At 65.4% G+C, this 23,133-nt stretch carries 21 protein-coding genes; 11 read left to right on the top strand and 10 right to left on the bottom strand.

The window, feature by feature from the left end; genetic code table 11:
- Nucleotides 1–2: 2 nt before the first annotated feature.
- A complete protein-coding gene (locus VGN93_RS24090; RefSeq protein WP_327509527.1) occupies nucleotides 3–1,004 on the bottom strand; it encodes an efflux RND transporter periplasmic adaptor subunit in 1,002 nt (333 codons plus the stop codon).
- A gap of 116 nt (nucleotides 1,005–1,120) precedes the next feature.
- On the opposite strand from VGN93_RS24090, the gene VGN93_RS24085 reads away from it, so the two are divergent.
- Nucleotides 1,121–1,789, top strand: a complete 669-nt coding sequence (locus VGN93_RS24085) for a TetR/AcrR family transcriptional regulator (RefSeq protein ID WP_327509526.1) — start codon at nucleotides 1,121–1,123, stop codon at nucleotides 1,787–1,789.
- Between the two features lie 94 nt (nucleotides 1,790–1,883).
- Complete coding sequence (locus VGN93_RS24080) at nucleotides 1,884–2,519, top strand: LysE family translocator (protein ID WP_327509525.1); 636 nt, start codon at nucleotides 1,884–1,886, stop codon at nucleotides 2,517–2,519.
- On the opposite strand, the gene VGN93_RS24075 is transcribed toward VGN93_RS24080, so the two are convergent.
- The gene (locus VGN93_RS24075) at nucleotides 2,516–3,412 is read right to left on the bottom strand and encodes a LysR substrate-binding domain-containing protein (RefSeq protein ID WP_327509524.1); all 897 of its coding nucleotides are present in this window, start codon (nucleotides 3,410–3,412) and stop codon (nucleotides 2,516–2,518) included. The two genes, VGN93_RS24080 and VGN93_RS24075, sit on opposite strands and share 4 nt — an antisense overlap.
- Nucleotides 3,413–3,512: 100 nt before the next feature.
- On the opposite strand from VGN93_RS24075, the gene VGN93_RS24070 reads away from it, so the two are divergent.
- Nucleotides 3,513–4,265, top strand: a complete 753-nt coding sequence (locus VGN93_RS24070) for a sulfite exporter TauE/SafE family protein (RefSeq protein WP_327509523.1) — start codon at nucleotides 3,513–3,515, stop codon at nucleotides 4,263–4,265.
- A 4-nt stretch (nucleotides 4,266–4,269) separates the two neighbouring features.
- On the opposite strand, the gene VGN93_RS24065 is transcribed toward VGN93_RS24070, so the two are convergent.
- Nucleotides 4,270–5,139 carry an alpha/beta hydrolase gene (locus VGN93_RS24065; RefSeq protein ID WP_327509522.1) on the bottom strand — a complete coding sequence of 290 codons (870 nt, stop codon included), beginning with the start codon at nucleotides 5,137–5,139 and terminating at the stop codon, nucleotides 4,270–4,272.
- A gap of 215 nt (nucleotides 5,140–5,354) precedes the next feature.
- Here VGN93_RS24065 and VGN93_RS24060 point away from each other — a divergent pair, with 215 nt between their 5' ends.
- The 5 genes from VGN93_RS24060 to VGN93_RS24040 all read left to right on the top strand — a co-directional run bounded on the left by VGN93_RS24060 (nucleotide 5,355) and on the right by VGN93_RS24040 (nucleotide 11,417).
- Entirely contained in the window at nucleotides 5,355–5,609 is a 255-nt protein-coding gene (locus VGN93_RS24060) for a DUF2171 domain-containing protein (protein ID WP_327509521.1), read from the top strand.
- Between the two features lie 163 nt (nucleotides 5,610–5,772).
- A complete protein-coding gene (locus VGN93_RS24055) occupies nucleotides 5,773–6,813 on the top strand; it encodes a Dyp-type peroxidase (protein ID WP_327509520.1) in 1,041 nt (346 codons plus the stop codon).
- Nucleotides 6,806–7,606 carry a family 1 encapsulin nanocompartment shell protein gene (locus VGN93_RS24050; protein ID WP_327509519.1) on the top strand — a complete coding sequence of 267 codons (801 nt, stop codon included), beginning with the start codon at nucleotides 6,806–6,808 and terminating at the stop codon, nucleotides 7,604–7,606. Before VGN93_RS24055 ends, VGN93_RS24050 begins: the two co-directional genes overlap by 8 nt.
- Before the next feature lie 29 nt (nucleotides 7,607–7,635).
- Nucleotides 7,636–8,913: an NAD(P)/FAD-dependent oxidoreductase gene (locus VGN93_RS24045; protein WP_327509518.1), complete on the top strand. Its 1,278-nt coding sequence runs from the start codon at nucleotides 7,636–7,638 to the stop codon at nucleotides 8,911–8,913.
- Nucleotides 8,914–9,164: 251 nt separating this feature from the next.
- Nucleotides 9,165–11,417, top strand: coding sequence for a mechanosensitive ion channel family protein (locus VGN93_RS24040; RefSeq protein WP_327509517.1), 2,253 nt, complete (start codon nucleotides 9,165–9,167; stop codon nucleotides 11,415–11,417).
- A 2-nt stretch (nucleotides 11,418–11,419) separates the two neighbouring features.
- On the opposite strand, the gene VGN93_RS24035 is transcribed toward VGN93_RS24040, so the two are convergent.
- The 5 genes from VGN93_RS24035 to VGN93_RS24015 form a co-directional block, all read right to left on the bottom strand.
- The gene (locus VGN93_RS24035; protein ID WP_327509516.1) at nucleotides 11,420–12,364 is read right to left on the bottom strand and encodes a carbohydrate kinase family protein; all 945 of its coding nucleotides are present in this window, start codon (nucleotides 12,362–12,364) and stop codon (nucleotides 11,420–11,422) included.
- Between the two features lie 11 nt (nucleotides 12,365–12,375).
- Complete coding sequence (locus tag VGN93_RS24030) at nucleotides 12,376–13,578, bottom strand: aminotransferase class I/II-fold pyridoxal phosphate-dependent enzyme (RefSeq protein WP_327509515.1); 1,203 nt, start codon at nucleotides 13,576–13,578, stop codon at nucleotides 12,376–12,378.
- A gap of 20 nt (nucleotides 13,579–13,598) precedes the next feature.
- On the bottom strand, nucleotides 13,599–14,441 hold the full coding sequence (locus tag VGN93_RS24025; protein ID WP_327509514.1) for a carbohydrate ABC transporter permease: 843 nt from the start codon (nucleotides 14,439–14,441) through the stop codon (nucleotides 13,599–13,601).
- Nucleotides 14,438–15,331, bottom strand: coding sequence for a sugar ABC transporter permease (locus tag VGN93_RS24020; RefSeq protein WP_319313181.1), 894 nt, complete (start codon nucleotides 15,329–15,331; stop codon nucleotides 14,438–14,440). Before VGN93_RS24020 ends, VGN93_RS24025 begins: the two co-directional genes overlap by 4 nt.
- Nucleotides 15,332–15,397: 66 nt before the next feature.
- Nucleotides 15,398–16,651 (bottom strand): ABC transporter substrate-binding protein, encoded by a 1,254-nt coding sequence (locus VGN93_RS24015; RefSeq protein WP_327509513.1) that lies wholly within the window; start codon nucleotides 16,649–16,651, stop codon nucleotides 15,398–15,400.
- Nucleotides 16,652–16,790: 139 nt separating this feature from the next.
- Here VGN93_RS24015 and VGN93_RS24010 point away from each other — a divergent pair, with 139 nt between their 5' ends.
- Both VGN93_RS24010 and VGN93_RS24005 read left to right on the top strand, forming a co-directional pair.
- Nucleotides 16,791–17,645 (top strand): MurR/RpiR family transcriptional regulator, encoded by an 855-nt coding sequence (locus VGN93_RS24010; RefSeq protein WP_327509512.1) that lies wholly within the window; start codon nucleotides 16,791–16,793, stop codon nucleotides 17,643–17,645.
- A gap of 101 nt (nucleotides 17,646–17,746) precedes the next feature.
- The gene (locus VGN93_RS24005) at nucleotides 17,747–18,424 is read left to right on the top strand and encodes a phosphoribosylanthranilate isomerase (RefSeq protein ID WP_327509511.1); all 678 of its coding nucleotides are present in this window, start codon (nucleotides 17,747–17,749) and stop codon (nucleotides 18,422–18,424) included.
- A 54-nt stretch (nucleotides 18,425–18,478) separates the two neighbouring features.
- On the opposite strand, the gene VGN93_RS24000 is transcribed toward VGN93_RS24005, so the two are convergent.
- Complete coding sequence (locus VGN93_RS24000) at nucleotides 18,479–20,887, bottom strand: transketolase (protein WP_327509510.1); 2,409 nt, start codon at nucleotides 20,885–20,887, stop codon at nucleotides 18,479–18,481.
- Between the two features lie 129 nt (nucleotides 20,888–21,016).
- Here VGN93_RS24000 and VGN93_RS23995 point away from each other — a divergent pair, with 129 nt between their 5' ends.
- Entirely contained in the window at nucleotides 21,017–21,517 is a 501-nt protein-coding gene (locus VGN93_RS23995) for an Lrp/AsnC family transcriptional regulator (protein WP_327509509.1), read from the top strand.
- Between the two features lie 12 nt (nucleotides 21,518–21,529).
- On the opposite strand, the gene VGN93_RS23990 is transcribed toward VGN93_RS23995, so the two are convergent.
- A complete protein-coding gene (locus tag VGN93_RS23990) occupies nucleotides 21,530–23,113 on the bottom strand; it encodes a Na+/H+ antiporter (protein WP_327509508.1) in 1,584 nt (527 codons plus the stop codon).
- Nucleotides 23,114–23,133: the final 20 nt, after the last annotated feature.

Here is a 23,133-nt window from a genome sequence, read left to right as displayed (position 1 = left end):
GCTCACCCGCCCGCCTGCTGCCCGCCATCGACGAGCGGCGTCACTGTCGCCGGCATGCCGAGGCGAAGCCCGTTGTCGGGATCTTCGACGAAGACGCGGACCTCGAAGACGAGGCTGGTGCGCAGATCTTCCGTCTGCACCGTCTTTGGCGTGAATTCGGCGACCGAGGAGACGAAGCCGATCCAGCCGGCAAAGGGCCGCCCCGGGAAAGAATCGACACGCACGTCAGCCTTCATCCCCATCCGGATAAGCCCGAGCTGGGCTTCCGAAACATAGGCGCGCACCCATTTCGGGCTGATCGTCGCAAGCGAAAAGGCGGCGCGTGTCGGCGATGCCATTTCGCCGGGCTCGATCAGCCGGGAGCGCACGACCGCATCGACCGGCGCCTTCAGTTCGGTATCGGCAAGCTGCGCCCGAAGCAGCGCGACCTGCGCTTCCGCCGCGCGCAACTCTGCGGCCGCGCCCTGGACCTCCTCGATGCGCGTGCCCGCGACGAGGAGGTCGAGCGCTTTCTGGCTCGCCATGACCTTCGCCTCCGCGACGGCGGAATTCGACCGGGCATTGTCGAGCGCCTGCTGGCTGACGGCGGCGCGCGGGACGAGCGCGATCTGCCGTTCCAGTTGCAGGCGGGCGTTGGCGGCCTCGGCGTCGGCGGCCGCAAGATTGGCGCGCGCCTGGGCGATTTCCTCGGGCCGGTTGCCGTTCTTCAGGCGCGTCAGGGTCGCCTGCCGGGCCGCCACCTGCGCCTCTGCCTGGTCGATCTGCGGGACGATGCGGCTGGTGTCCAGCTGGCCGATGACCTGACCCTGCTTTACCTCTGCGCCCTCTTCGACAAACACTTCGGCGACCGGTCCATTGCCGTTGAAGGCGAGGGTGACCTGCCGGAAATCGACATTGCCGTAGAGCGCGAGCGCGGCCGGACCTTCTCCGGCCTGCTTATGCCACCACCAGCCGCCGCCTGCGGCGAACGCCAGGACAAGGACGATGATGACGATGCGTTTCATTCTGTCCGGACTCCGAATGCTACCAACAAGGCAGGACTCAGCTAAGGACGAATAGAGGGGATTGTCAAATCCAAATTTGAAATTAAGATTTGAAGTAGGTTGACGAAGGAGCGCAGATGGCGAGAGGTCCCAGACGATCGGCCGCACGGCAGGACGGCGCCGCGACGCGGGCGGGCCTTCTGGAGGCGGCCGGGGCGGTTTTTGCCGAGGTCGGCTTCGACCGGGCGACGGCCAAGGAGATCGCACGGCGGGCGGGCACGAATGCCGCCGCGGTCAACTACCATTTCGGCGGTATCGAGCCGCTCTACGAAGCGGTGCTGGCCGAGGCGCACCGCCGTCTCATGAGCTATGAACTGCTCATCCAGACGATTGGCGCCGAGGGCGATCCGAAGGACAAGCTGCGGCGCGTCATCGGGCTGCTCGTGCGCGTGGTGCGCGCGGAGAGCAACATGTCCTGGCCCGCCAAGGCGATCGTGCGCGAAATCATCTCGCCGACGCCGCATATCGAAAAGCTGCGCCGGGAGGAGCTCGATCCGAAGAAGGCCCTGATCTTCGGCCTCATTTCCGAGATCATGGGCCGTTCGCCGGACGATCCGCTTGTTGCGCAGGCCATGCTGTCGACGATGGCGCCCTGCCTGATGCTGCTGGTGGCCGAGCAACGCCTTTCGGAGGTCATTCCCGACCTTGCCCGAACCGCGGTCAGCGACGAGACGCTGGCGGAACGGCTCGCAAGTTTCGCCCTCGGCGGTCTGGCCCGGCTTTCGGCCGACGCGGCGGCCGGATGAGCCGGGACGGACTTGTCGCGGGTACAATCTGGCCGGTCGCCTTCGCGCCGCCGCATGGATTATGATACGCCATCTGCAATTGGGGCCGCCGGGAATGCCTGCCGATCTTCATCATCTCCTGATCGTCTACACCGCCTATGTGATTGCCGCCGGCAGTCCCGGCCCGAGCAATATGCGCATCATGGGCGTGGCCATGCACAGGGGCAGACGGGCGGCCCTTGTGCTCGCCGCCGGTGTCGTCAGCGGCTCGATCTTCTGGGGCATGATGGCCGCGACGGGCATTTCCGCCATCCTGACCCGCTATGCCGAAGCCCTGTTCGTGCTCAAGATCTTTGGCGGCCTCTATCTTCTCTATCTCGCCTACAAGGCCGGCCGCGCGGCGCTCACCTCCGACGATCGGGCGAAGGAGGCGATGTCGAAGGATGCCGCTCTCTCCGGCGCCTCGCTCTACCGGCGCGGGCTGCTGATGCATCTCACCAATCCGAAATCGATCCTCGCCTGGATCGCGCTGATGACGCTCGGCCTTGGCCCGGGCGCATCGACGCACACGTTGGTAGCCATCCTCGGCGGCTGCGCGGTGCTGAGCGTCACCATCTTCTGCGGCTATGCCATCGTCTTCTCGACGGCGCCCATGGTGCGCCTCTATCGCCGGGCACGGCGCGGGATCGAGGGTACCCTGGCTGTGTTCTTCGGCCTTGCCGGCCTGCGGCTGCTGGTGTCGCGGGTTTAGGAAGACTGTTTACCCGGCGGGGCTAGAAGATGCTCCATCAGCGCGCGCGCCGTCGGGTCAAGCTCCTCCTCCACCCGAAAGCAAAGCAGCAGCCGGCGTCTCGCCCAGGCGTCGGAGAGCCGCACGAAGGTGATCGGCAGGGTTCGGCGACAGCGGCGCGCGGCGGTTTCGGGCAGGATCGAGATGCCGGCGCCCTCCGCCACCATGCGGCAGACGCCTTCGAAGGTACGCAGGCGCACGCGCGGGCGCAGCCGGTGCCCGGCTTGCGCCGCGTGCCCATCGACATGGTCCTGAAGCGCGCCTGCAAAGGCGATGTAGTCCTCGCCGAGGATCTGGTTGAAGGCGACCCGCTTTTCTCCTGAGAGAGGATGGTTGCGCGGAAGCACCGCGACGAGCTGGTCCGTTGCAAAGGGCAGGGCGGTGAGCGGGGCCGTCTCGACCGCATCGGAAACGATGCCGATATCCACCAGCCCGTGCTCCAGGGCCTTGACGATCTCGCTGCTCGGCCGCTCCGCAAGCTCGATGTCCACCTTGGGATGGTCCGCCAGCCAGGATCCGAGGCGGTCGGGCAGGAATTCGGTGATTGCCGCCGTATTGGCGAGCAGCCGCACCGTGGACCGGATGCTGCGCGCATGGTCGGACAGCTCGGCCTGCATGGCGCCGACATTGCGCAGGATCAGGCGGGCGTGATGCGCGAGTGCCTCCCCGGCACGGGTCGGCGTCACGCCGCGCCGCGTGCGCACGAAGAGCGAAAGGCCGCCCGAGGCCTCCATGTCGCGCAGCCGCTCGCTTGCGGCGGCTATGGAGAGGTTGGCCGATTGCGCGCCATGCGTGACGCTGCCGGCATTGAAGACGGCGAGGAACAGGCGGAGGTCGGCAAGATCGAAGCGCATGTTTTGGAGGATAACACCCCACCAGCTTTCGGAAAAGCCGAAGGCTGGTGGCGGATATTCCCGATTGCCGTCGGTCCCGCCGGGCGCTCTTAATCGCGGCATGGAACAGAGCGAAACCACATTTCTGATCATCGCCGCCGCCTTCTTCGTCGCCGGGCTCGTCAAGGGTGTCACGGGCATGGGCCTGCCGACGGTGGCGATGGGCATTCTGGGCGGGCTGCTCTCGCCGCTGACGGCGGCTGCGCTGCTGCTCATCCCCTCGCTGGTCACCAATGTGTGGCAGCTTCTGGCGGGCCAGCATCTCAAGGCACTGCTGCTGCGGCTCTGGCCCATGCTGGCCGCGGTCTCCCTTGGCGCGCTGGCGGGCTCCTTCCTGCTGGCGAGCGGCGAGGCCGGCCGTACGACGATCGCGCTCGGGCTGACGCTTGCCGTCTATTCGGCCTATACGCTGCTGGCCCGCCAACATCGGGTGCCGCCCCGCTGGCAGACCTGGGCGTCGCCTGTCGTCGGCCTGGCGACGGGCCTTTTCACCGGTGCAACGGGTGTCTTCGTCATTCCCGCTGTTCCCTATCTACAGGCGCTGGGGCTGGAGCGGGACGAATTGGTGCAGGCGCTCGGCCTGTCGTTCACGGTTTCGACCATCGCGCTCGGCCTCGCACTTTTCCTGCATGGAACGCTGCCGGTGGCGGACCTGAAGGCCTCGATGCTTGCCATCGCGCCCGCGCTCGCCGGCATGTTCGCCGGCCAGGCCTTGCGCACGCGCATCAGCCCGCCGGCATTCCGGCGCGGCTTCCTCGTCTGCCTGCTCGGTCTCGGCCTGGATGTGGCGCTTCGACCGTTGTTCTTCCCGTAACCGCTCAGGCGGCGTGAACCCGGCCAAGGAAATCGCGCAGGAGCGGAACGACCTCGTCGAGATGCGTTTCGAGCAGCCAGTGACCGCCGTCGAGCAGGTGAAGCTCGGCTTCGGGCAGGTCGCGCAGATAGGCGCGCGCCGATTTTTCCGGCATGTAGTGGTCATTCGGCCCCCAGACGATCAGCGTCGGCGGCTGGTGGTCGCGGAGGTATTTTCGGTGCTGGGGAAACCAGGCGCGGTTCTCTTTCAGCCCGGCGATCAGGTCGATGGCGACCTCCTTGCGCTTCGGGGTCATCAGCGACCAGTGCAGCCTCCAGAGATCGGGCGGAATGCTGTCGGCAAGCTCCGGCCCCAGCGCGTTCAGGAATTCTTCCTTGAACGTTTCCTCGTTTATGGCCTCCGAGAGCTTCGTCCGCATGTCCGCGTCGGAGAGTGCCCAAGTCTTCTCGATATCCGCGTATTTCGGGCCGAGCGCATCCTCGTAGGGTATGTCGCCGTTCTGGATGATCAGGGCGACGATGCGGTCCGGTTGTCTGATCGCCAGCCTTGCGCCGACCGGAGACCCGAAATCGTGAAGGTAGAGGGCGAAGCGATCGACGCGGAGCGCCTGCACGAACTGGTCGAGGAAAGCGGCGTATCCACCGAAACTATAACCGAAATCCTCCGGCGTGGAGCTATAGCCGGCGCCGGGATAATCCGGTGCGATCAGCCGCCAGCGATCCGCCAGCCGCGGCATGAGATTGCGGAACTCGTAAGAGGAGCAGGGATAGCCATGCGGAAGCAGCACCACGGGCGCATTTTCCGGTCCGGCCTCGCGATAGAAGGCATCGACGTTTTCGATTGTTATGCGCCGGTGGCGCACGAGCGTATCCATGATCTTCTTCCTCCGTGGTGTTCAATGCATGGAGGAAAGACGAGGGGACCCCCGGAACTGTTCCCGATCTTGGAAACCGCCCATCCGGCGTTATCTACGGAGAGGCTGGCGCAAGCGTTCTAGCGGCGGCGATCCGACCTTCAACGGCAGGCCCGTTCACCGACGAGGCGAACGCGACACAACCCGTCATCTCAACCCCTCGAGGAGAACACGGCATGAGCGGCAACATCGCGGAAAACATGGAAGTCATCGGCGCCGACGGCGTGCATGTGGGCACGGTCGACCGCGTCGAGACCAACCGCATCAAGCTGAAGAAGGCCGACAGTTTCGGAAAACACGAGGGCCACCACCACTATATCGAACTGGGCTTCGTCGCCGATGTCGAGGGCGACAAGGTGCGCCTTTCGGCCAATGCAGATGTGGCGGTGACGCTGGAAGAGGAAGAATCCGGCCGTCCGGTCGATCTCTAGGCGATAAGTGCCGGCTCGCCGGCCCTTTGCTGCCCTGCGCAATTGCGCCGAGAAGCCTTGGAATTTCGGTGGCACGGCGCAGCGAGACCCGCTACGTTCCGGCATCGTGACGACACCAAAGCGCGTCTTCGTCTTCAGACAGGTTCTGCCGAACGGATCTAGTATGGATGCAGTCTTGCCTTCCGTGGTTCCCCAGCCGGTCGCGGCGCGGCTGTCGCGCGCGGCCATCTTCCTTGTCGTGACGCTGACGCCCGGCCGCCCGGCGGAAACGGCGGTGCGCGCGCTCTGCGCCGATCTTTCCGGCCTGCTGCGGGCGGTCGGCTTTCGCGATCTCGAGGGTGGGCTTTCCTGCGTGCTCGGCATCGGCTCGGCGGCCTGGGACCGGCTCTTCGCCGCACCCCGCCCGAAGGACCTGCATCCCTTCCGCGAAATCCGCGGCCGCCACCACGCCGTCTCCACGCCCGGCGACCTCCTGTTCCATATCCGCGCCACGCGCATGGATCTCTGCTTCGAACTCGCGACCCAGATCATGACACGGCTGGCGGGTCTGGTATCCACGACCGACGAGGTGCACGGCTTCAGCTATTTCGACGACCGTGACCTGATCGGCTTCGTCGACGGCACGGAAAACCCGGTCGACCAGGCCGCGGTCGACGCAACGATCATCGGCGACGAGGATCCGGATTTTGCCGGCGGCAGCTATGTCATCGTGCAGAAATACCTGCATGACCTTCCCGCCTGGAACCGCCTGCCCGTCTCCGACCAGGAGAAGATCATCGGTCGCGAAAAACTCTCCGATATCGAGCTCGACGATGCCGTCAAGCCGAGCTACGCCCACAATGCGCTGACGAGCATCGAGGAGGACGGCGAGCCGCTGGAAATCCTGCGTGACAACATGCCCTTCGGCGATGTCGGCAAGGGCGAGTTCGGCACTTATTTCATCGGCTATGCGCGCTCGCCGCGCCGCATCGAGATGATGCTGGAAAACATGTTCATCGGCCGCCCGCCCGGCAATTACGACCGGCTGCTCGATTTCAGCCGCGCCGTTACCGGCACGCTGTTCTTCGTCCCCGCCGCATCCTTCCTCGACGCGGTTTCTCCCGATGCACCCGATACGACCGCCCCGGCGGAGCAACCGCAGCCGAAGCACCACGACGGCTCGCTCGGCATAGGCTCTCTCAGGAAAGAGGCTTCCCATGAATAACCTGCACCGCGACCTGGCCCCGATTTCCGAGGCCGCCTGGGCCGAGATCGAGGAGGAGGCCAAGCGCACGCTGAAGCGGAATCTGGCCGCGCGCCGCGTTGTCGAGCTGGCCGGCCCGTCGGGGCTCGGGCTCTCCGCCGTCGGCACCGGCCATGTCGTGCCGATCGCGCCGCCGGCCGAGGGCGTGCAATCGCTGCGGCGCGAGGTGAAGGCGCTGGTCGAGCTTCGGGTTCCGTTCACGCTGTCGCGCAGCGCCATCGACGACGTCGAGCGTGGTTCGCGCGATTCCGACTGGGAGCCGGTGAAGGAGGCCATGCGAAAAATAGCCTTCGCCGAGGATCGCGCCGTGTTCGACGGTTATGCCGCCGGTGATATCGAAGGCATCCGCCAGGCCGCGAGCAACCCCGCCATTCCGCTGCCGGCCGGCGCGAAGCGCTATTCCGACGCGGTGGCGCGGGCTGTCGGCCAGCTTCGGCTTGCCGGTGTCGAAGGGCCTTATGCGCTGGTGCTGGGTGCGGATGCCTATATGGCGGCAAGCGGTGGCAGCGACGACGGCTATCCGGTCTTCCACCATCTCGAGCGCATCGTGGACGGCGGCATCATCTGGGCGCCGGCGATCGAGGGCGGCCTCGTGCTGTCGCTGCGCGGCGGCGATTTCGAGCTGACCGTCGGGCAGGATTTTTCCATCGGCTATCTCAGCCATTCCGCCACCACCGTCGATCTCTACGTGCAGGAAAGTTTCACCTTCCGCACGCTGACGACCGAGGCGGCCGTGGCGCTTTCGCCGGAGTAACCGGCACCCGGATCACGAGAGGACATCGCATGGCGGCAAGCGGCGACCACCACATCGTCATCATCGGCGCGGGTTTTGGCGGGCTGGAGGCGGCACGCAGTCTGGCCAAGGGGCCGGTGCGCATCACCGTCATCGACCGGCGCAACCATCACCTGTTCCAGCCCTTGCTCTACCAGGCGGCGACGGCGTCGCTCGCGCTGTCGGAGATCGCCTGGCCGATCCGCTCGCTGCTGCGGGGCTACGGCAACGTGACGACGCTGCTCGGCAGCGTTACCGGCGTGGATGCGGCGGGCAAGGCGGTACTGCTGGAGGACGGGCGCGCGATCCCCTACGACACGCTGATCCTCGCCACCGGCGCGCGCCACGCCTATTTCGGCCATGACGAATGGGAGCCGCATGCGCCCGGCCTGAAGACGCTGGAGGACGCGACGACGATCCGCCGCCGCATCCTCTCCGCCTTCGAGCGGGCGGAATGGCAGGACGATGCGGCCGAGCGCCGCCGGCTGCTGACCTTCGCCATCATCGGTGCCGGCCCGACCGGCGTGGAACTCGCCGGCACCATCGCCGAACTGGCGCACGAGACGCTACGCCGCGATTTCCGCAATATCGATACGCGCGAGGCCCGCGTGGTGCTGGTCGAAGCGGGGCCGCGCATTCTCGCAGGCTTTACCGAGGATCTTTCGGCCTATGCGGAACGGGCGCTGACCCGCCTCGGCGTCGAGGTGCGCACGGGCCATGCCGTGTCGCAATGCGATGCCGCCGGCATCACGCTCGGCGAAGAGGTTCTGCCGGCTGCGACCATCCTCTGGGCGGCGGGTGTCGCCGCGTCGCCGGCCGCCGAATGGCTGAAGGTCTCCGCCGACCGGGCCGGGCGCGTGCTCGTCGCCCCCGATCTCACCGTGCCCGGCTTCCCGGATATTTTCGCGGTCGGCGACACCGCCCATGTTGCGATGGGCGAGGGCAAGATCGTTCCCGGGATTGCGCCTGCGGCAAAGCAGGAGGGGCGCTATGTGGCCGGCGTCATCAAGGCCCGCCTGGACGGAAAACCCGTGCCGAAACCCTTCGCCTATCGCAATGACGGCAATCTCGCGACGATCGGCAAGCGGGCCGCCATTGTCGATCTCGGCTGGATCAAACTGAAGGGCCGGCTTGCCTGGTGGACCTGGGGCATCGCCCATGTCTACTTCCTGATCGGCCTGCGCAACCGGCTGACCGTCGCGCTCAGCTGGCTGTGGATCTATTCGACCGGCCAGCGCAGCGCCCGCCTGATCACGCAGGCAGACGCCGAGGACAGCCGCAGCGGCTGATCCATTTTGTCGGAAAGGTGAAGCAAATGACGGAAGGAATTGTCAAAATACGGGGTCCGGATCACCCGATTTTCATCGAGCCGATCCGTGCGACGCCGACCGGGTCGAGATCGACGAGTTACAGACCGTCGAAGGGTGAGGCGGGTTGTTGAGTCTCCGGCCCGCCGCCGGCATCGCTTGACTTTCCTTGGGCTTGCATGATCGAACAGTAGAGATTGCTCAATAAGCGCGGGCGAGGGGGATTGAAAAGCATGGTGGCCGCATTCCGTCCGCTCCTGCGGTGCAAGGCGATCCTTGTCGCGATGGCTTTGCTGTTTGCCGGTCCTGCGTTGGCGCAGGAGACCGCGACGCCACCCGTCGATAAACTGCGCGAGATTTCGCGCCTGCTTGCCGATCCCGCCGTTACCAACTGGCTCAACACCGCCGAGAGCGGCCCGGGCAAGGCCGAGGACACCTCCCCCGCCGGCACCGCACCCATGATGATGGAGACGGGCTACGTCGCCGAAAAGCTCGGCATGATCCAGAACCGGATCGACACGGCCATGCAGGGCAGCATGGAGCTTGGTCCCGGCGCCCACACCGCCATGACGCGGCTACAGGCCGAGGTCACCAGCCGCGGTCCGCTGCGCCTGCTCGTCCAGCTGCTTCTCATCCCCATCCTCGCCATCGGCTTCGAGCGGTTGTTCAACCGCCTGTCCGCCCGGCACTGGCGCCGCCACGCGGCGGAGCCGCAGGCTGATCCCGTGGGCGTCGTGCCGATCGGCCTGCATGCCTGCGGCCAGGCCATCAGCTTTGCCGTCGGCGCGCTGCTGCCGCTCGCCATCGTTGCCTGGCCGCCGCTGTTGCAGCGCACCGCCCTCATCCTGGCGATCGCCGCCATCATCGTCCGCTTCGGCGGCCTCCTCGGCGCCTATGTCGTCTGGCTGATGGAGCAGCCGACCGACCGCACGCCTCCTGCCGAGGCGGAGTCCATATCCGAAGGGGCCGTCGCCGAAACGCAACCGGCCGAGCCCACCATCGTGTCCAACGGCGTGTCCGAACCGGTCGCCGAGCCTGCGGCTGTACCCTCGCCAGGCATCACGCCCGAGCGGGTGCGCTACTGGCTCTCGCGTTTCTTGCGTGCCCTGCGCTTCTTCGTCATCGGCTGGATCGTACTGGAACTGATGCGGGTGTTCGGCTTTTCCAGAGGCTCGATGTTGCTCGTCATGTTCGCGTTCAATTTCGGCCTCTTCGCCATCGCTATCGAAGCGATCTGGTCGCGTCCGCGCCGCCCTGACCACGTCGATACCGCCCGCAAGATATGGTCCTGGCTGGCAACCGTGGCGGTGATCCTGCTTCTGGTCGTATGGCTCGCGGGGCTGCGCCTGCTCTTTGCGGCCGGCGTGGTAGCACTCCTCCTGCCGCCGCTCCTGCGGCTGACGACGGCGGTCGTCGCCCGGCTCCATGGCGGCACCGAGATCATGCGGCCCACCAGCATGCGTTTCGTCATCGGCGAACGCGGCATGCGCGCCCTCGTCATCATCCTGTGCGCCTGGTGGATCGCGGCCGTCGCGGGCATCGACGCCGTCGGCATGATGGGCACGGACGACACGCTGATCAGCCGCGTCGTGCATGCCGCCACCCAGGCGCTCGCCGTGCTGCTGGTCGCCGACATCGCCTGGCAGTTCCTGAAGGCCGAGATCGCCGTGCGCATGGCCGACAATCCGGCCGATCGCCGCCTCACCGACGAGGAGCGTGGCCGCAATGCGCGTATCCGCACGCTGCTGCCGATCCTGCGCAACATCCTCGCCATCACGCTCGGCATCGTCGCTGTCATGATGGTGTTGACGAGCCTCGGCGTGGATATCGGCCCGCTGATCGCCGGCGCAGGCGTTGCCGGCGTCGCCATCGGCTTTGGCGCGCAGACCATCGTCAAGGACCTGATATCCGGCATCTTCTACCTGTGGGATGACGCCTTCCGCATCGGCGAATATATCGAGACCGGTAAATACAAGGGGGTGGTCGAGAGCTTTTCGCTGCGCTCGGTCAAGCTGCGCCACCACCGCGGTCCGCTCACAACGGTGCCCTTCGGCGAACTCGGCGCGGTGCAGAACATGAGCCGCGACTGGTCGGTCATCAAGTTCAACCTGTCCGTGACCTACGATACGGACCTCGAAAAGCTGCGCAAGGTCATCAAGCGCATCGGGACGGAGACGGCGGAAAAGCCCGAATACAAGGACATCCTGCTTGAGCCGCTGAAGATGAAGGGTGTGTCCGATTTCGGCGAATATGCCATCGTCGTGCGCGTCGGCTTCACCACCAAGCCGGGCGAACAGTTCATGATCCGGCGCGAGATCATGAACCGCATCAAGCTCGATTTCAAAGCGAACGGCATCCAGTTCGCCTCTCCGACCGTGCATGTCGGCGGCGGCAGCGGCGACGCCCAGGCCGATGCGGCTGCTGCCGAAGCCCACTACCGCCAACGCCAGCAGGCGCAGACCGCCGCAAACGAGGCCGCAGGCTGAACTTATCGCGGTGTTCGGGCATCCATCAGGCGCAATGCCTCCTCAAGGCTCGGCATGGCGAGCCCCGCGCCCTTCCGGGTGACGGCCACGGCGCCGAAGGCATTCGCAAGCCGGCAGCAATCGTGGCCGCCGAGGCCGGCGAGGCGGCCGTGGATGTGGCCGGCGGCAAAGGCGTCGCCGGCGCCGGTCGTATCCGTCACGTCGACGGTGAACCATGGCGCGCTGTCGGTGCCGCCCTGATGGCTAAGCAGCGAGAGCGCGCCGTTCCCCTTGAGCGCGATGCGCCGGACGCCACCCGCCAGCAGCGCCGCGACCATCGGCTCGAGGTCGCTCCCCTGCGGCCGATGCAGGAGGCGAGGAAGATCGGCGCTGTCGAGCATGATCGTATCGAGCTTCGGCAGCAGGGTAAAAACGTCCGTCGCGATCGTCGCAACGACACCGCCCGGAATATCGAGGCTGACCGGGATGTTTTGCGCCGCGGCGAGATCGATGGCGCGCCGCGCGGCCGCCGATTGCGGGGCCTGCAACAGCGCATAGCCGGAAAGATGGAACAGCGACGCGGCTTCGAAGGCGTCGTCAGCGACAGTCTCCGGCGCAAGCCGCGCATTGGCGCCGCGATAGGCGAACATGGTGCGCTCGCCGCTCGTGCCGACCGTGACCACGTTGACCTGCGTCGGCTCGGACGGGTCCGTTCCGATCCAGTCGGTGACGACGCCGGCGGCAGAGAGGTCCGAAAAGGCCTCTCGGCCCCAGGCATCGTCGCCGATACGGCCGATCATCCGGGCCTCGTGGCCTGAACGGGCGAGCGCGATGGCCGTGTTGGTCGCCGAGCCGCCGATCGCCACCGTCTGGCGGGTGGCGATCGCTTCCCCGCCCTCGTCCGGATAGGCGGGGATGTCGAGCACGAGATCGATATTGATATCGCCGAGCAGGACGACAACGGCCATGTGCGTTCGCCTCAGAGGTCGATGTGCATCTGTTCGATGGCCTGGTCGACGTCGGCAATGATGTCGTCGATATGCTCGATGCCGACCGAGAAGCGCACCAGCCCGTCGACCACGCCCATCGCCTCGCGTTCCTGGCTCGGAATGTCGAGGAAGGCCATGGTGGCGGGAACCTGCGTGGTGGTGCGCAGGCCGCCGAGGCTGGCCGCGAAGCAGCACAGTTTCAGCCGCTTGAGCAGGCGCGCGCCGGAGGCTTCGTCGGAAACCTGGAAGGACAGCATCGCGCCGCCGCCGCGCAGCTGCTCGCTTGCGGCTTCGTAGTTCGGGTGCGAGGGCAGGCCCGGATAGTAGACGCGCTTGACGCGTGGATGGCGTTCGAGATGTTTGGCGAGCGCCAGCGCGTTGGCGCACTGCTTTTCGAGGCGCAGCGCCAGGGTCTGCGCGCCGCGCAGCAAAAGCCAGGCATTGAAGGGTGAGAGCGGGGCGCCGAGCTTGTTCAGCGTGTTCCAGCGCACGTCCTCCAGCCAGTCCGCCGGCAGGATGTCCGACTTCAGCGTGATGACGCCGCCGACGGCATCGTTGTGGCCGCCGATGAACTTGGTAGCGCTTTCCACGACGACGTCGACGCCGAATTCATGCGGCCGGCAGACGGCCGGCGAGGCGAAGGTGTTGTCGCAGATGACGACGATGCCGCGGGCATGCGCGATCTCGACCAGCTTTTTCAGCGGCGGCACCTTCATCGTCGGATTGGCAATGGCCTCCACGTAGAGGACTTTGGTTTCGTCGGTAAAGGCGCTTTCGACGGCGCGCACATCCGTGCAATCGACGAGGCTGACCTTCAGGCCGAAATCCTGCGCGCGGTGGTCGAAGAATTCGTGCGTCGAGGAATAGGTGGTGAGATCGGCCACGATATGGTCGCCGGCCTTCATGATGCCGAAGAGCGCATGCGAGATCGCCGCCATGCCGGACGCGGTGGCAAGGCAGCCGGTGCCGCCGGTGAGGCCGGCAATATGTTCTTCCAGCTTGTATTCCGTCGGGTTGCCGCAGCGCGAATAGATGTTCACTTCCTTGCGCGCTCCGCCGACGATCTGGTCGTAGATATCGCCCGCATACTGGAAATTGGCCGACATGTAGATCGGGTAGCTGATCGACTGGGAATGTTCTTCCGGCTCGTAGAAGACGGCGCGGCTGGCGAATTCGAGGTCTTTGGCGGACATGGTTCTACTCCTGGAAAAGGTCATTCCTTCACGGCGCCGCCGACGAGGGCGGCCGTGATCTGGCGTTCGAAGACGATGAAAAGCACGAGCGGCGCGATGGCCGCGATGAGGATCGCCGCCAGCATCACCGGATAGTTGGTGATGTGCTCGCCGACGAAATCGGTAAGCCCGACCGGCAGCGTCTTGCGCGCCGGGTTGTTGATGAAGACGACCGGGAAGAGGAAGTCGTTCCACACCCAGATCATGTTGACGATGCCGACCGTGAACATGGCGGGCCGGGCGATCGGCAGCGCGACGCTCAGGAAGATCCGCCATTCGGAAGCGCCGTCGACGCGGCCGGCATCGAAAAGTTCGCGCGGCAGCGTGTTGAAGAAGGCCTGCATGATGAAGATCGACACCGGCACGTTGAAGGCCGCCGTCGGCAGGATGACGCCGAGATGGGTATCGAGAAGCCCGGCGCCGCGCAGCATGACGACCAGCGGCACCAGCGCCACATAGGCGGGGATCGCCATCGCCGCCGTCAGCCCGAGTTCCACAGCCGGCATCCAGCGCGGCCGGTAGATGGCGAGTGCGTAGCCGGCGAGCGTCGAGACGAAGACGGTGATCAGTGTCGCGCCGGCCATGACGATCAGCGAATTGACCGCGTAACCGCCGAGCGCCCCGCCGCTCCAGGCGCCGATATAGGCATCGAAATTCAGGCTCGTCGGGAAGGACCAGACGGAGCGCATGAACGCCTTGTTGGTCTTGAAGGTGCTGTAGATCATCCAGATGAACGGGAAGATCACCATCAGCACATGCAGCGTCAGCAGGGCGAGCACCACGCTGCTCGTACGGTTCCAGCGGTGAACGGTGGACGTGCTCATGCGTCACCCTTCCGCTTAAGATACCGGAAGATGATCCAGGCGGCGAGTGCCGTCAGTACCATCTGCACGAAGCCGATGGTCGCGGCGTACCCCATCTCGAAGCTGCCGAAGCCCATCTTGTAGAGATAGGTGGAGACCACTTCGCTGGAATGGCTGGGGCCGCCGTTGGTCAGCACGAAGACCAGCGAGAAGGTTTTGAGCGAGCCGATGATCGCCAGCAGCGAATTCGCGCGCACGGCATCCCAGACCATGGGAATCGTGATCGAGAAGAATTTTCGCCAGTGGCCGGCACCGTCGATCTCGGCCGCCTCGTAGACGCTTTCCGGCACGCTGCGCACCGCCGAGGTGAAGAGCAGCACGTAGAGGCCGAGATAGGTAAAGCTCATCACCACGACGACGGCGAGGAAGGCGGTGTCGGATTCGCCGAGCCAGCCGCGCTTCAGGCTATCGAGTCCCGCGGCCTTCAGGGCGGCGTTCACCAGCCCGAAATAGGGATTGTACATGAAGCGCCAGAGCAGGCCGATGCAGATCTCGCTGACCATGACCGGCACGAGATAGAAGAACAGGAAGATGCGGCTGAAGGCCGGCACGATGCGCACCAGGCAATAGGCGATGACGAGCGCCAGGAACACCTGGAAGACGATGGCCGAAAGGGCGACCAGCAGGTTCCGCCCGAGCGACGCCCAGAAGACCGGATCGCCGGCAAGCCGCACCACATTGCCGACACCGACGAAGACCGGCGCAGAGGCACCGTCCCACTGGAACATCGACAACCAGCCGGCATAGACCACCGGATAGGCGACGAAGGCGAAGACGAAGACCAGGGCCGGCGCCAGGAACAGGAGCGCCGCCCGGTTGTGTCTCTTCGCAAAGCCGATATCAGCGCTCATGATCCCGCCGGTCTTCCTGGGTCTGTCCGGAGCCGCCGGCATCGGACGGCGACCCCGGCGACAGGCTTACTTGTTGGCCTTCAGCGCGTCTTCGAGACGCTTGGCGGCATCCGCGGGTGCGACGGAGCCATCGAGAACGCCCTGCAGCGAGGTGTAATAGGTGTTGGTCGCAGCCGGCGGCATGGCGGTGTCGTAGAAGGAATCGAGATGGCCGGCGGCGTTCATCAGGTCGGTGCTGATGCCGTAGAGCACGGGGCCGGCGGCCGCTTCCGTGGTGGCACCCTTGACGGTCACCATCGTCTTGCGCAGCTCGACATATTTGGTCATTACCTCGGACGAGGAGAGGAACTTCAAAAGCGTCACCGCATCCGCCTTGTTCTCGGCCTTCTCCGAAATACCGAAGGAGGCGGCGACGCCGGCCAGCACGTCCGACTGGTCGCCGGCGCCACCGGCAACGCTCGGGAAGGCGAAGAAGCCGAGGTCGAAACCCTCAGGGGCGTCAGAGGACGCGCCGATCTGCCACGTGCCGTTCAAAAGCATGGCGGCCTGGCCGTTCAGGAACAGCATGTTGGCTTCCTGGTCGCTCATGCCGTTGAAGCCGATCGGGAAATAATCCTTCTTTGCGATGTCGGCGACGTTTTCGAACGCCTTTTCGCCTTCCGGGCCGAAGGTGGCGTCGGCATCGCCATTGACGAGGGAAGCGACGACGCCGGAGCCCTTCAGGCGCATTTCCATGTACTGGAACCAGAAGGTCGCGGGCCAGGAATCCTTGTTGCCGAGCGAGAAGGGCACGATGCCGTCCGCCTTGATCGTTTCGGCGAGCGCCAGGAGTTCGTCATAGGTTTTCGGAACCGTCCAGCCCTTTTCGGCAAACAGCGCCTTGTCGTACCAGAAGACGACAGAGTCCACGTCGACCGGCACGGCATAGGTTTTGCCGTCCTTGCTGGTCTGGGCGATGGCGCTTTCAAGGAAGCTTTCGCGCCAGCCGTCCTTGGCGAGATCCTGGTCCAGCGCATACATCTGGCCGCCCTTGACGAAGGCGTTCAGGAAGCCGCCGGGCAGCGTGTAGAACACGTCCGGGGGATTGCCCGACGCCATCGCGGTGTTCAGCTTGGTCTTGTAGGCGGACTGTTCGGCGGCCACCACGTCCAGCGTGATATCGGGGTGCTTCTTGGCGAATTCACCGAGCGCGAAGGTGATGAAGTCGACCTTGTCCTGCTGGCCGGCATAGGCATGCCAGAAGGAAAGCTCGCCGGCCGTGGCGGGCAGCGCCGCCAATGCGAGCGCGGCACCAGCGATGAGAAGACGTTTCAGCTTCACGATATCCTCCCGGAAATGGTTCTGCGGCATCCTCCGCCGCCTTATGAAGTGATGCCACAACAAAATTCTGCTGTCTACAGTGACACCACAACATTGCCGTGTTAGCCTTCGATCAGCGTCAGACAGCGAGAGAGCCGCCATGAACGTCGACCCGCGTGGTCCCACCAGCCCAGCGAGCAGCCGGCTTCGAAGCGTGCTGCCGAAATTGTCGGACTCGGAGCGCCGCGTGGCGCTGTGGGTGCTGGAAAACGTCGATGCCGCCATCCGCAATTCCATGTCGGCGATCGCCCAGGCAACGGATGTCAGCGATACGACCGTGCTGCGCATGTGCCGCACCGCCGGGTTCGAAGGGTTCACCGATCTGAAGCTGGCGCTGGCGCAGGAGCCGCGCCACAGCCGCGAGGCGGCGTCCAGCGAGCCGCATGCCAGCGACCTCCAGGCCGCCGGCCGGCTGTTTCGCGCGGTGGCCCAGGCGATCAGCGATACGCAGGGCGTGTTGCATGAGGCGACCTTCGTGCGCGCGCTCGACCTGATTGCCGGCGCGCGGCATATCCTCGTTGGCGGCGTCGGCGGGTCCGGCATCGTCGCGCAGGCCTTTTACCAGCGCTGCATAAGGCTTGGTCTGCGCTGCGACGCGCCGGTCGATTCCCAGTTGCAGATCATGCATTCGGCGCTGACCGGGCCGGAGGACCTCGTCGTGGTCATCTCCTATTCCGGCATTACCAGCGATCCCGTGCTTTTGCTGCAAGAGGCGAAATCCCGTGGTGCGGCGACGCTCTGCATCACCGGCAACAGCGCCTCGCCCTTGGCGCGGCTTGCCGATGTCGTGCTGGTCAGCGTCTCGCACGAGCAGGGCAGCGAGCCGATGGCGGCGCAGATTGCCCAGATGACCCTCATCGACGCCCTCTATTCGGCCCTCGTCGCGCGCAATGCCGAGAAAGCCCAGCTCACCGAGGAACGCATGGTCAACGCCATCCTTCCGAAATCGATCTAGAGTTTGTCAGGGAAAAGTGGGAACCGGTTTTCCCGAAAAGACAAACGAAAACAAAAGAAACCAGACTTACTCTAAGCCCAGCCATCAAGACAGGTATCGCCGTGAAAGTTCAGATCTATACCATGCAGACCGTTTCCGAAGCGCTCGCCGCGGCGGAGGCCGGCGTCGACTATCTCGGCCTGACGCCGTCCAATCGCGGCCTGCCGGGCGAAATCAGCTTCGCGACGGCGCGCGAGATCGCCGATGCGCTGAAGGGCAAGGCGGAGCGCGTGGCGCTGTCGGTGGAAAGCGATCTCGGCGCGATCGCCGACATGGTCGCCGCGGTGCGCCCGGACGTGCTGCATCTGTGCGGCAACATCAAGCTGGTGACGCCGGATCACGTGCGACAATTGCGCGAGACGCTGCTGCCGCTCTATCCCGGCCTCGCCATTCTGCAAGCCATCCCGATGACGGGCCCGGAAGCGCTCGACCATGCCGCCGCCTTCGAACCCTATGCGGACAGCTTCATCCTCGATTCCGTTGCCGCGCATATCGATGGCATCGGTGCGGCCGGCGTCACGCATGACTGGTCGCTGAGCCGCGCGATCGTCGAGCGCAGCAAGCTGCCGGTCATCCTGGCGGGCGGTCTCGGCCCGGACAATGTCGCGGCGGCCATCGCCGCCGTCAAACCCTGGGCAGTGGATTCGCTGACGCACACCAACAAGCCGCTGCCGGAAGGCGGGTTTCGCAAGGACATCGACAAGATCGCCGCCTTCGTGAAGGCCGCAAGGGCAGTCTGAGCGGATTTCTAGATTGAGGGGCGGTGCCGAGCGCACCGCCCTTTCTCTTTTGTCTCAGGCCGTGCCTGCCCGTAGCGGCAGGACGGCGTCCGTGCGCACGACGGATTCGGCTGCCTCGATGATGGCCTGCGTATCGATGCCGAAATGGGCATAGAGATCGGCGATCGTGCCGGTCTGGCCGAAATGTTCGACGCCGAGCGAGATCGTGCGGTGGCCCTCCACCGAGCCCAGCCAGCCGAGCGTCGCCGGATGGCCGTCCGTGGCGGTGATGAGGCTTGCGGGGCGAGGGACGGCGGAAAGCAGCGTCTCGATATGGCTGCGGGCGCCAAAATCGCCGTGGCGCCGGGCGCGCTGCGCGGCGGTCCAGCCGGCATTCAGCCGATCGGCGGAGGTGACCGCCAGCACGGCGATGTCGCCATGCGCCTCGGCAAGCCGCCCGGCGGCCATCAGCACTTCCGGCGCGATGCAGCCCTGATAGGCAAGCACGATGCGGGTGCGGGGCGAGGGCGCTCGCAGCCAATAGGCTCCATCGATCACGCCCTGGCGGAAGGCCGGGTCCTCGCGCCGGAGCGCGACCTGCTCCAGCGGTCTCGTCGTCAGGCGCAGGTAGACCGAGCCGCCGGTCTCGTCGCGCAGCCACGTGCGCGTGTCGTGCCCGCCATCACCGTCGCGCTGCATATAATCGAAGGACCAGTCCATGATGATCGACAATTCGTCGAGATAGGCGGGTTCGAAACTCGCCAGCCCATCCTGGCTGATGCCGATCAGCTGCGAGCCGATCGACTGGTGCGCACCGCCCTCCGGCGCAAGCGTCACGCCCGACGGCGTGCCGATGATCATGAAGCGCGCATCCTGGTAGCAGGCGTAGTTCAGCGCATCGAGGCCGCGCGCCACGAAGGGATCGTAGACCGTGCCGATCGGCAGCAGGCGTTCACCGAACAAAGAATGCGACAGGCCGGCGGCCCCCAGCAGCAGGAACAGGTTCATTTCGGCGATGCCGAGTTCGATATGCTGGCCGGCGGGGCCGAATTCCCATTTCTGCGCCGAGGGTACGCGCTCGTCGCGAAACGTATCCGCCAGCTTCTCGCGGGCGAAAAGGCCGCGGCGGTTGACCCACGGGCCGAGATTGGTCGAGACGGTGACATCCGGCGCCGTGGTGACGATGCGCGCCGACAGGGCATCATTGCGCTGGGCGAGCGCGTCGAGGATCTTGCCGAAGCCGGCCTGCGTCGACAGTTCCCGGTCGTCGAGGAAGACGGGGCCGGCGGAGGGCAGTGCCGGCGACGAGAAGCGCCGTGTACCTTCCGCGAAGAAGGGCACGGTCTTCAGGAGGTCGCGCACCGGCTCGGGCGAGGGGATCGCGCCGAACGGCTGCCATTCCGCCCCAGCCTTCACGCCGATGCGATTCTGGAACATTTCCATCTGCGCCTTCGTCATCAGGCCGGCATGGTTGTCCTTGTGGCCGGCGAGCGGCGTGCCCCAGCCCTTGATCGTATAGGCGAGGAAGACCGTCGGGCGGTCGTGATCGATGCTTTCGAAGGTGCGGATCAGCGTTTCCAGGCAATGGCCGCCGAGATTGTTCATGAGGTCGGAAAGCTGTTCGTCGCTGCGTGCACCCAGCAGGTCGGCGATACCCGGCTGCGTGCCGATCTCGTCCGTCAGCCGCTTGCGCCAGGCGGCACCACCCTGGAAGGTCAGCGCCGAATAGAGCTGGTTCGGACATTGATCGATCCAGCCGCGCAACGCCGCGCCACCCGGTTCCTTGAACGCCGCCTCCTGAAGGGCACCGTATTTCAGCACCTTCACGTCCCAGCCGAAGGCGGTGAAGATGCCCTCGATGCGCTGCCAAAGCCCTTCGCGAACCACGCCGTCGAGGCTCTGGCGGTTGTAGTCGATCACCCACCAGGTGTTGCGCAGGTCGTGTTTCCAGCCTTCCTGCAGGCATTCGTAGATATTGCCCTCGTCGAGTTCGGCATCGCCGACCAGCGCGATCATGCGGCCCGCCGGGCGCTCCGACCATTGTTTAGCGGCGATATAGTCCTGCACGATCGAGGCGAAGGCGGTGATCGCCACGCCGAGGCCGACGGAGCCCGTGGAGAAATCCACGTCGTCGATATCCTTGGTGCGACTCGGATAGGATTGCGCGCCGCCGAAACCCCGGAAATTCTCGAGCTTTTCCCGGGTCTGGTTGCCCATCAGATACTGGATGGCATGGAAGACGGGCGAGGCATGCGGCTTGACCGCCACGCGGTCTTCCGGCCGAAGCACATGGAAGTAGAGCGCCGTCATGATCGCGGCGAGTGAGGCCGAGGAAGCCTGGTGCCCGCCGACCTTCACCTCGCCCTTTTCGCGCAGGTGGTTGGCATTGTGGATCATCCAGCAGGCATGCCACAGGACCTGTCGTTCCAGATCCTTCAGGCAGGCCAGCCGAGCTGGCGTCAGGGCCGGCGCAATCATCGTCATCTCTCTCCCAAAATCGTCATGATGAAACGGAATGCTACACCTGAAATGGGGGAGAAAGTGATCTCAGTTGACCCTACTGTGAGAAATTGCGAAACGTTGTACCGATAGTTTCTCGATTTCCGGTCAATCATGCCTGCTTCCAAGCCGACGCTCGACGCTGCCTCCATCCGTATCCTCGACCTGCTCCAGCAGAATGCCGAAATGAGCATTTCGGAGCTGGCGGAGGCGACGGGGCTTTCGGCGTCGCCCTGCTGGCGGCGCGTCAACGACCTCAAGGAAAGCGGCCTTATCAAGGGCTCGGTGGCGCTGGTGGACGCGCAGGCGCTGGGGCTCGCGGTCAATGTCTTCGTGCAGGTGTCGCTGAAGCAACAGGACCGGGAATCGCTCGACGTGTTCAACGCCGCCATCCGCACCAAGCCGGAGATCGTCGAGTGTTATCTGATGACCGGGGAATCGGACTATATGCTGCGAGTGGTGGTGGAGGACCTGATGAAATTCCAGGCGCTGGTGGTCGATTTCCTCACCCGCATTCCCGGCGTCGCCAATATCCGCTCCAGTTTTGCGCTCGGCCAGATCAAATATACGACCGCGCTGCCGACCGGCCATCTGAAGGCCGGTCGCGGAGGGTAAGGGTGGCGAGCATCACGCCTTGGCGGAAATGGCGCTCAGTTCCTCGAGGTCGAGGTCCCGTTCCAGCTCATGCAGCGTCTCGTCGTCGATCTCGCCGGCCCGGTGAAGCCGGATGAGTTCGCGGCGCCCGGTCGCGACCGCTTCGAGAACCAGGTCGAAATGCGCGTGGAGCATCGGCGTGTAGTGTTCCGTGCGCGCGGCATAGTCGACGATCGCGGTCGCCCTGCGCTGATATTGCTCGAGCAGCTGCGGATGAACGAGCTTGCCCTCGCCATCGTAGGCCTGGCTCTCGACGGTGACGAATTGCGCCTGCGCCATGGCGACCTCGGCCTGGCTCATGGTGAGCGGCGGCTTTTCCGATGCCGGTTCGCGGAGCTTCGCCCAGGCGATCAGCCGTCCGAGCGTCGTGCCCTGGATCAGCACGGTTCCCAGGATGACGGCAAAGGACGCCACCAGGATGAAGTCGCGCCCGGGAAACCCGGCCGGCACGCTGAGTGCGAGCGCCAGCGTGACCACGCCGCGAACGCCCGCCCAACTCAGAACCATCGAGGCGGCGGCGCCGAGCGGTTTGTAGCGGCGGACCCCAAGCGTGTTGAAAAGCCTGATCACCAGGTCGGAGCCGAACACCCAGGCGAAACGCGCGAGCGTGAGCGCCACCAGCAGAACAAGGATCGGCCATGCCATGGTGGAGGCCACCACGCCGAAGCCGCCGCCGCGTTCCACGACGCCGCGCAGCGACAGGCCGATCAGGATGAAGACCGAGGCCTCCATCAGGAAGACGAGCACGGTCCAGAAGGACGTGCCGCGCATGCGGGTCGCGGCGGAAAAAACCGTGTGCTGGTGCCAGCCCGCAATGAGGCCGGTGGTGACCGTCGCGATGACGCCCGAGACGTGGAAGAATTCGCCGAGCAGGTAGGATGTCCACGAGAGCAGCGCCGTGGCGGCGATGATCAGGTAGTCGTCGCCGAGGCGCCGCACGAGCAGCACCCAGACCGTGCCGATGGCGGCGCCGATGAGCGCGCCGCCGATCGCCAGCACGAAAAAGCTTCCGACCGCATCGGCCGCGCTGAAGGCGCCGGTGACGCCGGCGGCGATGGCGAAACGGAAGAGCACCAGGCCGCTCGCATCGTTGAACAGGCTTTCGCCTTCGAGCAGGATTTGCAGGCGCCGGGGCAGTTTTACCTGTTGCAGCACGGCACGCGCGGAAACAGCGTCGGGCGGCGAGACGATCGCGCCGAGTGCGGCGCAGGCCGCCCAAGGCAGTGACGGAAACAGCAAATGGGTGACCACGGCCACCACGACGCAGGTGAAGACCACGGTGCCGACGGCAAGCGAGGCGATGCCGATCATGTGACGGCGCAGGCGGCCGAGCGCGATGAACCAGGCGCCGTCCATCAGCAGCGGCGGCAGGAAGATGATGAGGACCAGCTCGGGATCGACCTCGATGGTCGGCAGCCCCGGCACGAAGGCCAGCAGCGCGCCGCCGGCAAGCAGCGCCACGGAGGGCGGCAGCCCGAGCCGGTGGGCCGCATAGTGCAGCACGATGATCGCCAGGAACATCCCGATGATCAGTTCGAACAAATGTGTTGGATCCATACGCTTCTATCCCGAACGGC

The sequence above is a fragment of the Shinella sp. genome, assembly GCF_035998705.1.
In the GTDB taxonomy this organism is placed as follows: Bacteria; Pseudomonadota; Alphaproteobacteria; order Rhizobiales; family Rhizobiaceae; genus Shinella.
Note: the sequence above shows the minus strand (reverse complement) of the source record. Positions and strands in the feature narration are given on the sequence as shown.